General features: G+C 68.8%; 6 protein-coding genes and 1 pseudogene. 4 read left to right on the forward strand and 3 right to left on the reverse strand.

Annotated features, from left to right (window positions below; all coding sequences use genetic code 11):
• Positions 1 to 91: 91 nt before the first annotated feature.
• Positions 92 to 2,197, reverse strand: coding sequence for a SpoIIE family protein phosphatase (locus AAFF41_RS17630; RefSeq protein ID WP_343326306.1), 2,106 nt, complete (start codon positions 2,195 to 2,197; stop codon positions 92 to 94).
• On the opposite strand from AAFF41_RS17630, the gene AAFF41_RS17635 reads away from it, so the two are divergent.
• The 3 genes and pseudogenes from AAFF41_RS17635 (at position 2,111) to AAFF41_RS17645 (ending at position 7,259) form a co-directional block, all read left to right on the forward strand.
• The gene (locus AAFF41_RS17635; protein ID WP_343326497.1) at positions 2,111 to 2,299 is read left to right on the forward strand and encodes a hypothetical protein; all 189 of its coding nucleotides are present in this window, start codon (positions 2,111 to 2,113) and stop codon (positions 2,297 to 2,299) included. The genes AAFF41_RS17630 and AAFF41_RS17635 overlap by 87 nt on opposite strands.
• A 288-nt stretch (positions 2,300 to 2,587) precedes the next feature.
• Positions 2,588 to 6,663: pseudogene (locus tag AAFF41_RS17640) on the forward strand (HAMP domain-containing protein).
• A gap of 11 nt (positions 6,664 to 6,674) precedes the next feature.
• Entirely contained in the window at positions 6,675 to 7,259 is a 585-nt protein-coding gene (locus tag AAFF41_RS17645) for a response regulator (protein ID WP_319744207.1), read from the forward strand.
• 92 nt (positions 7,260 to 7,351) lie between these two features.
• On the opposite strand, the gene AAFF41_RS17650 is transcribed toward AAFF41_RS17645, so the two are convergent.
• Both AAFF41_RS17650 and lepA read right to left on the reverse strand, forming a co-directional pair.
• On the reverse strand, positions 7,352 to 9,226 hold the full coding sequence (locus tag AAFF41_RS17650) for an AMP-dependent synthetase/ligase (protein WP_319744209.1): 1,875 nt from the start codon (positions 9,224 to 9,226) through the stop codon (positions 7,352 to 7,354).
• 261 nt (positions 9,227 to 9,487) lie between these two features.
• A complete protein-coding gene (lepA, locus tag AAFF41_RS17655) occupies positions 9,488 to 11,356 on the reverse strand; it encodes a translation elongation factor 4 (RefSeq protein WP_054231952.1) in 1,869 nt (622 codons plus the stop codon).
• Between the two features lie 224 nt (positions 11,357 to 11,580).
• Between lepA and rpsT the strand changes: the two genes are divergently transcribed.
• Positions 11,581 to 11,847, forward strand: a complete 267-nt coding sequence (gene rpsT / locus AAFF41_RS17660) for a 30S ribosomal protein S20 (RefSeq protein ID WP_075032712.1) — start codon at positions 11,581 to 11,583, stop codon at positions 11,845 to 11,847.
• The last annotated feature ends 286 nt before the right edge of the window (positions 11,848 to 12,133 follow it).

The following is a 12,133-nucleotide window of genomic DNA, read 5'->3' on the forward strand; positions in this document are numbered from 1 at the left end:
TTCCATTGTCCCGTACCCGGCCGCCTACCCCGTTCCAGCCACTCACCTGCAGTTTCTCTCTCCCCGCTCCTCCCGCTCTCCCGACTCCGCCCTACTCCGTCCACTCCGCCTGCAGCACCAACAACGCCAGGTCGTCCTCCGGCGGCTTGCTGCCGAACTCGTGCACGAGCCGCCGGATCCGTTCCGCGACGAGCTCCGCGCTCAGCCCCGTACAGCCCGCGAGGGCCTCCGCGAGCCCTTCGTCGTCATCGAACTGGCGGGGCCCGCTGCGGCGCTCCGTCACCCCGTCGGTGACACACAGGACGGTGTCACCGGGGTACAGGTCGAAGGTCTCGGAGACGTAGGTCGCGTCCTCGAAGACCCCGAGGAGGGTCTGCGGCTCGGCCACTTCGCGTACGTCGCCGTCCGGGCCGAGGATCAGCGGCAGCGGATGCCCGGCGGAGGCGAGGGTGCAGCGTACGCCGCCCTCGAAGGGCACCAGCTCGCCGTACAGCATGGAGAGGAAACGGGTCTGCGGACCCTCGTCGGGGCCGAGACCCGGCCCGCCCGCCGCCACCAGCGCACGGGCCGCCGCGTCCGCCGCCTCCGTCGCGTCGTCGAGGAGGAGCTGGTTGAGGCGGTCGAGGACGTCCGCGACGTGGTAGCCCTCGCGGGCCAGCAGTCGCACCCAGGGCCGGGCGAGGCCGATCACGACGGCGGCCTCGGGGCCCTTGCCCTGGACGTCGCCGAGGACGAAGCACCAGCGTCCGTCGCCCGCGGGGAACAGGTCGTAGAAGTCACCGCTGGGTCCGCCCTTGTCGAGCGGCTCGTACACGAGGGCGCTGCGCACCCCGGGGATCTCGGCGACCGCGCCGGGCAGCAGGCCACGCTGGAGGACCCGGCTGATGGTCGCCTGGCGCGCGTACTGGCGGGCCGCGCCGATGGCGAGGGCGATCCGCCGGCTGAGGTCCTCGACGAGCCCGGTGATCTCGTCGGGGAAGGCGGTCAGTCCGGCCCGGCCGATGACGAGGGTGCCGAGCGGCCGGCCGCCGGCGATCAGCCGGTACGCGAGCGCCGCCCCGCTCACCCCGCCCACGCCACTCGCCTGCCCCTGCCCCTGCCCCTGCCCCTGCCCCGTACCTAACGCCTCCCCCGGCTCTAACGCCTCCCCCGGCCAGGGCACCGGCACCGCCCGGGACCGCACCGCGTCCGGCAACCGCGGCGGATCCTTCTCCAGGGCCCGCCGCAGCTCCTCGATCCGGTTCTCACTGCCGTGCCAGACGCGGGCGAGCCGGGGTCCCAGGGCCAGCCCGAGCCCACCCGCCCGGTCGGTGGCCTCGTCCTCCAGCCATACGGCACACCAGTCGGCGAGCCGCGGCACGAGGAGCTGCCCGGCGAGCGCTGCGACGAGGTCCTCGTCGAGCTGCCCGGCGAGCAGGTCGGAGGCCTCGGCGAGAAAGGAGAGAGCGCCGCGGTTGAGCCAGTCGCCGTCCTGTCGCGGCCGTTGCCGCGGTCCGGCAGCGAACGTCCCGCCGACCGGCCCCGCCTCTCCGACCGGTCCCGTCTCTCCGGCCACTCCCGTCCCGCCCGGCAGTCCGATTCCCCCCGGCAGTCCCATTCCGCCCGGCAGTCCGACTCCGTCGACCAACCCCGAACCGGCGGACAGTCCCATGGCGTCCGTCATTCCCGGCCCGACACCCGACCCCCCATCGGCACCGAACCCACCACCCACGCTCAGCCCGCGCTCAACGCCCAACCCGCCACCCACGCTCAGCCCGCGCTCAACGCCCAACCCACCTTCAACACTCAGCCCACCTTCAACACCCAACTCACCCTCGACACCCAACCCACCCTGAGCGCCCAGCCCCTCCTCGACACCCAGCCCCCCGTCCACGGGCAGCCGCGCCCACACGGTCTTGACCCCGGTCCGATACGTGATCCCCCACGCCTCCGACAGGGAGGCGACCAACCGCAGCCCCCGCCCGTACTCCGGTGTGCCGTAAGCCCGTTCGGCCGACTCCTCGCGTACCGCCCGCGAGGGATGGTGGTCGGAGACCTCGACGACCACCGCACCCACCGCACCGCCGTCGGTGATCTCCAGCCGGCACAGCAGGTCGACGTCGGTGCCCGCGTGCACGACGGCGTTGGTGACGAGTTCGCTGACGACCAGGACGGCGTCCTCGGCGAGGCGCTCGCGGACGATCTCGGCGCCGGGCAGGGCCAGTTCCCCCAGTCGGCGAGCGTCTCGCGCACCATGCGGCGGGCGGCGCCGGGCGCGAGCGGGGTGCCCGGCAGCGCGGCGCGCGCCATGGCTTCCTGACCCACGCGGTAGTGCGCGGGCGTACCAGGGGCGAGCGCCATGGAGTCCGGTTGCGACTCCCGTTGCGTCGGAATGGCCCCCACTGTGCGGCTCCCTGAGCAGTTCGGACGAATACGCCTCAGGCGACACGGACAGAGTGACAGACTGGCCACGCCCATAAGCACCGAGTTACCGAAGTGGGCCGCCATGAGTGAGAACAGTGCTACGCGTGTGCTCGAAGACGGACAGATTCGGGCATTCGACGACGGCCGGATCCCGGCCTCCGATCTGCGTCCGCTGCTCGCCGCGATGACCGCCGCGCGGGACGGTGACTTCTCCAAGGTGCCGGAGACGGGGTACGGCCTGGTGGCCGACCTGAGCGCGGCGTTCAACCAGATCATCGACCGCAGCACCCACTTCAACACGGAAGTGCAGCGGGTACGACGGGAGCTGGTCCGGCACGGACGGCTCGACGAGCGGCTGTCGGCGAGCCCGGGCCAGGGCAGTTGGACGACCCGCGTCAATGACGTGAACCAGTTGCTCGACGCCCTGGTGGCGCCCGCCGCGAACGCGACGCGCGTCCTGGACGCGGTGGCCGGCGGCGACCTCACGCAGCGGGTCGACCTGCACGACGGCAACCGTCAACTCAGGGGTGATCTCCGGAGGTTGGGGCGGGCCGTCAACAAGATGGTCGATCAGCTCTCCCTCTTCACGGGCGAGGTGACCCGGGTCGCGCGCGAGGTCGGCACCGAAGGCCGTCTCGGCGGGCGGGCCAAGGTGCAGGGTCTGTCGGGCAGTTGGCGCGATGTGACCGAGGCGGTCAACACGATGGCGTCCCGGCTGACGGCCCAGGTCCGTGACATCGCCCTGGTGACCACGGCGGTGGCGCGCGGCGACCTGACCCGTACGGTGACGGTCGAGGCGACCGGTGAACTGCTCGAACTGAAGCTCACCGTGAACACGATGGTCGACCAGCTGTCCGCCTTCGCCGACGAGGTCACGCGCGTGGCCCGCGAGGTCGGCACCGAAGGGCAACTGGGTGGCCGCGCCCAGGTCAGAGGCGTCTCGGGGGTCTGGAAGGACCTCACCGACAACGTCAACTTCATGGCCTCGAACCTGACGTCCCAGGTCCGCAACATCGCCCAGGTCACGACGGCCGTGGCCAACGGCGACCTCAGCCAGAAGATCACGGTGGACGCGAAGGGCGAGATCCTCGAACTCAAGTCGACCATCAACACGATGGTCGACCAGCTCTCCGCCTTCGCCGACGAGGTCACCCGCGTCGCCCGCGAGGTCGGCACCGAAGGCAACCTCGGCGGGCGGGCCCAGGTCAGAGGCGTCTCCGGCGTCTGGAAGGACCTCACCGACAACGTCAACTTCATGGCGGACAACCTGACGTCCCAGGTCCGCAACATCGCCCTCGTCTCCACGGCCGTCGCGCAGGGCGACCTCGGCAAGAAGATCACGGTCGAGGCGAAGGGCGAGATCCTCGAACTCAAGTCGACCATCAACACCATGGTCGACCAGCTCTCCGCCTTCGCCGACGAGGTCACGCGCGTCGCCCGCGAGGTCGGCACCGAAGGCAACCTCGGCGGCCAGGCCCAGGTCAGGGGCGTCTCGGGCGTCTGGAAGGACCTCACCGACAACGTCAACTTCATGGCCCTGAACCTGACCTCCCAGGTCCGCAACATCGCCCAGGTGACGACGGCCGTCGCGAACGGCGACCTGTCGAAGAAGATCACCGTCGACGCCCGTGGCGAGATCCTGGAGCTGAAGGACACCGTCAACACGATGGTGGAGCAGCTGCGCGCCTTCGCCGACGAGGTGACCCGGGTGGCCCGCGAGGTCGGCACCGACGGGCGACTCGGCGGACGGGCCCAGGTTCTCGGCGTCTCCGGCGTCTGGCGGGATCTGACCGACAACGTCAACTACATGGCCGACAACCTCACTTCGCAGGTGCGGAACATCGCGCAGGTCGCGACGGCCGTGGCGCAGGGCGACCTGTCGAAGAAGATCGACGTGGACGCCCGCGGCGAGATCCTCGAGCTGAAGACGACCATCAACACGATGGTCGACACGCTCTCCTCCTTCTCCTCCGAGGTGACCCGGGTGGCCCGCGAGGTGGGTTCGGAGGGCCAACTCGGCGGTCAAGCACGGGTCGAGGGCGTGTACGGCACCTGGAAGCGCCTCACGACCAACGTCAACGAACTCGCCTCCAACCTCACCACCCAGGTCCGCGCGATCGCCGAGGTGGCCTCCGCGGTGGCACAGGGCGACATGTCCCGCTCCATCACCGTGGAAACGCAGGGCGAGGTCGCCGAGCTGAAGGACAACATCAACCTGATGGTGGCCAACCTCCGCGAGACGACCCGCGCGAAGGACTGGCTGGAGTCGAACCTCGCCCGCCTCGCCGCGCTGATGCAGGGCCACCGCGACCTGATGGAGGTCGCCGACCTGATCCTGCGCGAGCTCACCCCGCTGGTGAACGCGCAGTACGGCGCCTTCTTCCTGGCCGACCCGGAGGAGGACGGGGCCTCCCTCCACACCGCCGTCCCCGCCAAGGGACTCGCCTTCATCGCCGGATACGGCTCGGCGCAGGGCGCCACGGTCGACACGGGCGGCATGCCGGTGCACGGCCTGGTCCGGCAGGCGGCCCGCGAGAAGAAGCGGATCCTCGTCGAGGAGGCCCCGCCGGACTACATCAAGATCAACAGCGGTCTGGGGAAGCCGCCCCCGCCAGCGTCGTCATCATCCCGATCCTCTTCGAGGACAAGCTCCTCGGTGTGATCGAGCTCGCCTCCTTCTCCCGCTTCTCCGACGTCCATCTGGCCTTCTTCGACCAGTTCGTGAACACCATCGGCGTGGCCATCAACACGATCATCGCCAACTCCCGTACGGAGTCCCTGCTCGGCGAGTCCCAGCGCCTCGCCATCCAGCTCCAGGACCGCTCGGACGAACTCCAGTCGCAGCAGGCGGAGCTGCAGCGCTCGAACGCCGAACTGGAGGAAAAGGCGGCGCTCTTGGCGACGAGCTCGCAGTACAAGTCGGAGTTCCTGGCGAACATGTCGCACGAGCTGCGCACCCCGCTGAACTCGCTGCTCATCCTGGCCCGGCTGCTGTCGGACAACCCGGACGGCCATCTCTCCGACCAGGAGGTGCAGTTCGCGACGACGATCCACCGCTCGGGATCGGACCTCCTCCAGCTCATCAACGACATCCTCGACCTGTCGAAGATCGAGGCGGGCCGTATGGACGTACGCCCGAAGAAGCTCCCACTGATCAAACTCCTCGACTACGTCCACGCCACGTTCCGTCCGCTCACCCTCGACCGGGGTCTCGCCTTCGAGGTGACGGTCGGGGAGGACGTACCGCGGGAGATGTACTCGGACGAGCAGCGGCTCCAGCAGATCCTGCGCAACCTGCTCTCCAACGCGATCAAGTTCACCGCGACCGGCCGGGTCGAACTGCGCGTCAACCGCCTCCAGGACCCCGACCACGCCTTCACCCGGGAGAACAGCGACGACGTGATCGCCTTCGCCGTCTCCGACACCGGCATCGGGATCGCCGCGGAGAAGCTCCCGGTGATCTTCGAGGCGTTCCAGCAGGCCGACGGCACCACCAACCGCAAGTACGGCGGCACCGGCCTCGGCCTGTCCATCAGCCGGGAGATCGCCGGACTGCTCGGCGGTCGCATCATCGCGGAGAGCGCCCCCGGCAAGGGCTCCACCTTCACGCTGTACGTCCCTGTCATCAGCCCCGGCCACACGGCGACCGGCGCCGCCCCGGAGGACCTCCGGCCGCTCGTGCCCGAGCAGCTGTCCACCGAGCCGTACACCTCCCACGACACCGACGACTCCTGGCCCACCCCCACCAAACTGGAGGCGTGGAAGGCCGGCCGGGCGGGTCAGGTCCTGCCGGGACGACGGGTGCTGATCGTGGACGACGACATCCGCAACGTCTTCGCGCTCACCCATGTCCTGGGCCGCGTCGGCATGCCCGTCCTGTACGCGGAGAACGGCCGCGAGGGCATCGAGACCCTGGAGCGCAACCCCGACGTGGAACTCGTCCTGATGGACATCATGATGCCGGAGATGGACGGCTACGAGACGATCTCCGCCATCCGCCGCACCCCCCGCTGGACGGGCCTGCCGATCGTCGCGCTCACCGCGAAGGCGATGCCGGGAGACCGCGAGAAGTCCATCGCGCGCGGTGCCCACGACTACGTACCCAAACCGGTGGACGTCGATCAGCTGCTCACGGTCGTCTGCGCCCTCCTCGACCCGGAGAGCGCGCACGACGCGGAGCAGGACGACTCCGAAGAATCCGTTGTTCCGGGGCCGAGCGCATCGTCCGAGGAGGCCGCGGCCCCGCCGACGACCGAATGAGGACAGTCACCATGAGCGCTGAGGAACCGACCTACGAGCGCGCCAGCATCCTCCTGGTCGACGACATGGAGGACAACCTGATCGCGCTGGAGGCCGTCCTGGGGTCCCTCAACGAGCCGCTCGTACGTGCGCGTTCGGGCGAGGAGGCGATGAAGGCGCTGCTCAGGCAACGCTTCGCCGTCGTCCTCCTCGACATCCGCATGCCCGGCATGGACGGCTTCGAGACAGCCGCCAACATCAAACGGCTCGACCAGACCAAGGACGTCCCGATCATCTTCCTGACCGGCACCGACGCCGACGCCGGCTACGCCTTCCGCGGCTACGCCACCGGCGCCGCCGACTACCTGACCAAGCCTTTCGACCCCTGGGTCCTGCGCGCCAAGGTCACGGTCTTCCTGGACCTCCACCGCAAGAACCAGCAGCTGGAACGCCTACTGACCCAGGAACACACCCACGCGGCCCAGATCAGCACACGGCTGGCGGCTCTGGAGAAGCAGTTGGCGACAGAGGATCCTCCGAATGTGCCGGACCTCCGCAGGCAGGTCGCAGAGCTACAGCACCTGATAGCCAGGGCGGCCGGCACCCGCGCCCCGTAGGGGCGCGGGGCCCTGACATATGCGGCTCCGCCGCGTGGGCGCGATCAGCCACAACGAACCCGCAGCCGAACACCCGCCCGACCGCCGGAGGCTCACGCTTCCCTGGAACCGGCGTACATCTCCTCGATCAGCCCCTTGTACTCCCGCTCCACCACCGGCCGCTTCAACTTCAGACTCGGCGTGATCTCCCCGTGCTCCACGTCAAGATCCCGCGGCAGCAACCGGAACTTCTTGATGGTCTGCCACCGCTGGAGCCCCTCGTTGAGTTCCTTGACGTACCCCTCGACGAGGGCGACCGTGGCAGGAGCCGCGACGACCTCGGCGTACGACTTGCCCTCCAGCCCGTTCTCCTTCGCCCACTCCAGGATGGACGGTTCGTCCAGGGCGATGAGGGCGGTGCAGAAGTTCCGGTCGGCGCCGTGCACCAGGATGTTGGAGACGTACGGACAGACGGCCTTGAACTGGCCCTCGACCTCGGCGGGCGCGATGTACTTGCCGCCCGAGGTCTTGATGAGGTCCTTCTTGCGGTCGGTGATCCGGAGGTACCCGTCGGGCGACAGCTCGCCGATGTCGCCGGTGTGGAACCAGCCGTCGGACTCGAGGACCTCGGCGGTCTTCTCGGGCAGCCCGTGGTAGCCCTCCATGATGCCGGGGCTGCGCAGCAGGATCTCGCCGTCGTCCGCGATGCGCACCTCCGTGCCGGGAAGCGGCTTGCCTACCGTGCCGGTGCGGTACGCCTCGCCGGGGTTCACGAAGGAGGCGGCGGAGGACTCCGTGAGGCCGTACCCCTCGAGGATGTGGATGCCGGCGCCCGCGAAGAAGTAGCCGATCTCGGGGGCGAGCGCGGCGGAGCCGGAGACGCAGGCGCGCAGCCGGCCGCCGAAGGCCTCGCGGATCTTGGCGAAGACGAGCGCGTCCGCGACCTTGTGCTTGGCGCCCAGCCCGAAGGGCACGGCGGCGGTGCCGGTGCGGCGGAAGTTGTCCTGGCTGGCCTTCGCGTACTCGCGGGAGACCTCGGCGGCCCACTGGAAGATCTTGTACTTGGCGCCGCCGCCGGCCCGTGCCTTGGCCGCGACCCCGTTGTAGACCTTCTCGAAGATGCGCGGGACGGCCGCCATGTACGTCGGCTGCACGATCGGCAGATTCTCGATGATCTTGTCGACGCGGCCGTCGACGGCGGTGACGTGCCCGACCTCGATCTGGCCGGAGGTGAGCACCTTGCCGAAGACGTGGGCGAGCGGCAGCCACAGGTACTGCACGTCGTCGGGGCCGAGCAGCCCGGTCGAGGCGATGGCCTTCGCCATGTACGACCAGTTGTCGTGCGGGAGGCGCACGCCCTTGGGACGGCCGGTGGTACCGGAGGTGTAGATGAGGGTGGCGAGCTGGTCGGCGGTGATCACGCCGACGCGCTCCTTGATCAGCTCGGGGTTCTTCTCCAGGTACGCGGCACCGCGCGTCTCCAGTTCGGCGAGGGTGAGCACCCCGTCGCCGGTCTCGACGCCCGCCGCGTCGATGACGACGATGTGGCCGAGTTCGGGCAGCTCGGCGCGCTTCTCCCGGGCCTTGGCGAGCTGGGCCGCGTTCTCCGCGATCAGGACCTTGCTGTCGGAGTCGGAGAGGATGAACGCCGACTCCTCGGCGTTCGTCTGCGGGTAGATCGTCGTCGTGGCCGCGCCCGCGCACAGGATGCCGAGGTCGGCGAGGATCCACTCGACCCGGGTGGAGGAGGCGAGCGCGACGCGCTGCTCCGGCCGTACGCCCAGTTCGATCAGTCCGGCCGCGATGGCGTAGACCCGCTCGGCGGCCTGCGCCCAGCTCAGCGACTTCCACTCGTCCGGGCCCTCACCTGAGGCAGGGGGGACCGGGTAGCGGTAGGCCTCGGCGTTGGGCGTGGCTGCCACGCGCTCCAGGAAGAGGGCCGCCACGGACGGCGGACGGTTCTCGATCAGGGTCTGTGTGTCGCTCACGACATCCTCCGGGGCCCGCGACAGTGCGTGCGTCTGGCTCGACCGACTGCTGACTGTTGCTGTGCGGCTGGCTGGTTCGGCTGTTGTTTAACTCGCGAGTAACCATCGAGCAGAGATCAGAGTAAGGCGCGTCCGGCCAGTGCGTAAGGGGCGGCGGCCTGTCACTTCCTACAGAGAGCGACCCTACGCACGCGTACGGGCTCGCCGCGCCGAGGCGCGACGAGCCCGCATTGTGCCCGAGTTTCCGGGGGTAACAGGTGGCTACTTCTTGCCCTTCGCTGAACCGCCGCTGTCGTCGCTGGACAGCACGGCGATGAAGGCCTCTTGCGGAACCTCCACAGAGCCCACCATCTTCATCCGCTTCTTGCCTTCCTTCTGCTTCTCCAGCAGCTTCCGCTTACGGGAGATGTCACCGCCGTAGCACTTGGCGAGGACGTCCTTGCGGATGGCACGGATGGTCTCGCGCGCGATGACGCGCGACCCGATGGCGGCCTGGATGGGCACCTCGAAGGCCTGCCTCGGAATCAGCTCACGCAGCTTCGCGACGAGCCGCACCCCGTACGCGTACGCCGCGTCCTTGTGGGTGATCGCCGAGAAGGCGTCCACCTTGTCGCCGTGCAGCAGGATGTCGACCTTGACCAGGCTGGAGGTCTGCTCACCGGTGGGCTCGTAGTCGAGCGAGGCGTAACCCCGGGTCTTCGACTTCAACTGGTCGAAGAAGTCGAAGACGATCTCGGCGAGCGGCAGCGTGTACCGGATCTCGACCCGGTCCTCGGACAGGTAGTCCATGCCGAGCAGGGTGCCGCGCCGGGTCTGGCACAGCTCCATGATCGAGCCGATGAACTCGGAGGGCGCGAGGATCGTGGCGCGCACGACGGGCTCGTACACCTCGTCGATCTTGCCCTCGGGGAACTCGCTAGGGTTGGTGACGATGTGCTCGCTGCGGTCCTCCATGACGACCCGGTAGACCACGTTCGGCGCGGTCGCGATCAGGTCGAGCCCGAACTCGCGCTCGAGCCGCTCACGGATCACGTCGAGGTGCAGCAACCCGAGGAAACCGACGCGGAAACCGAAGCCGAGCGCGGCGGAGGTCTCCGGCTCGTAGACGAGCGCGGCATCGTTGAGCTGCAGCTTGTCGAGCGCGTCGCGCAGCTCGGGGTAGTCGGACCCGTCCAGCGGATAGAGCCCGGAGAAGACCATGGGCTTGGGGTCCTTGTACCCGCCGAGCGCCTCGGTCGCCCCCTTGTTGAGGGTGGTGATGGTGTCACCGACCTTGGACTGCCGGACGTCCTTCACACCGGTGATGATGTAGCCCACCTCACCGACGCCCAGCCCGTCGGCCGGCGTCATCTCGGGGGACGAGACGCCGATCTCCAACAGCTCATGGGTCGCTCCGGTGGACATCATCCGGATCCGCTCACGCTTGTTGAGCTGCCCGTCGATGACACGCACATACGTCACGACACCGCGGTAGGAGTCGTAGACGGAGTCGAAGATCATCGCGCGAGCGGGGGCATCCTGGACGCCGATCGGGGCGGGGATCTCGGCGACCACCTTGTCGAGCAGGGCCTCGACACCCAGCCCCGTCTTGGCGGAGACCTTCAGCACGTCATCGGGGTCACAGCCGATGAGGTTGGCGAGCTCCTCCGAGAACTTCTCCGGCTGGGCGGCCGGCAGGTCGATCTTGTTGAGTACGGGGATGATCTTGAGGTCGTTCTCCATCGCCAGGTAGAGGTTGGCGAGGGTCTGCGCCTCGATGCCCTGGGCGGCGTCGACGAGGAGAACGGTCCCCTCGCAGGCGGCCAGCGACCGGGACACCTCGTACGTGAAGTCCACGTGCCCGGGGGTGTCGATCATGTTGAGGATGTGGGTGTTGCCCGGATCCTCCGTCGGGGCCCAGGGCAGCCGGACCGCCTGGGACTTGATCGTGATGCCGCGCTCGCGCTCGATGTCCATGCGGTCGAGGTACTGAGCACGCATCTGCCGCTGCTCGACCACCCCGGTCAGCTGGAGCATGCGGTCGGCGAGCGTGGACTTGCCGTGGTCGATGTGCGCGATGATGCAGAAATTGCGGATCAGAGCCGGGGCGGTACGGCTCGGCTCGGGCACATTGTTAGGGGTCGCGGGCACGCAGGGTCCTGTCTCTTGAGGCGCCTGTCGCCTCGGGTCGGATCGATACGTAGGCTCCATGGTCCCACGGGTGGGGAGCTGCGACCGGTTTGGGCCGGTCGTGCGGCTACTGGTAGCCTGGGTGGCTGTGTCTCGTGCCCTCTCTGCAGGAGGCACACCCCAAGGAAATCAAACGGCGAGTGAGACGTGCTGTCTCGCGCGCCTGAACCTGTAAAGGCTCATTCGTGGCGAACATCAAGTCCCAGATCAAGCGGATCAAGACCAACGAGAAGGCTCGACTGCGCAACAAGTCGGTCAAGTCCTCCCTGAAGACCGCGATCCGCAAGGCCCGCGAGGCTGCTGCCGCGGGTGACGTCGAGAAGGCCACCGAGTACACGCGCGCTGCGTCGCGCCAGCTCGACAAGGCCGTCTCGAAGGGCGTCATCCACAAGAACCAGGCCGCCAACAAGAAGTCGGCGCTTGCTTCGAAGGTCGCTTCCCTCAAGGGCTGAGTCGGCTGAGCCCTATCGGGCTCAACCCCTGACTTGACCGCCGGAAAGGACCCAGCGGGCCCTCTCTTCCGCTCCTGACCGGCACCCCCGGACCCACGCGCGGCCTGCGTTCGCCACGCGGGCGTGGATCCACCATCGTGATCCGAAGGCCCCGTTCCCCTCCTTCCCCAGGAGACGGACGGGGCCTTTGGCATAGGTCCCACCAGGGGCAGACAGGCAATCCGGGCGAAGCCCTGCCCGAGGGACGCGGGGAACTGCGCGAGCAACCCCCACCCACCCGCAGCCG

Origin of the sequence: Streptomyces mirabilis, assembly GCF_039503195.1 — a bacterium.
Taxonomy (GTDB): domain Bacteria; phylum Actinomycetota; class Actinomycetes; order Streptomycetales; family Streptomycetaceae; genus Streptomyces; species Streptomyces mirabilis_D.

What these genes read in the sequence shown, in the direction of transcription:
- AAFF41_RS17645 (WP_319744207.1), top strand. Translation starts at nt 6,675, where the DNA reads ATGAGCGCTGAGGAACCGACCTACGAGCGCGCCAGCATCCTCCTGGTC.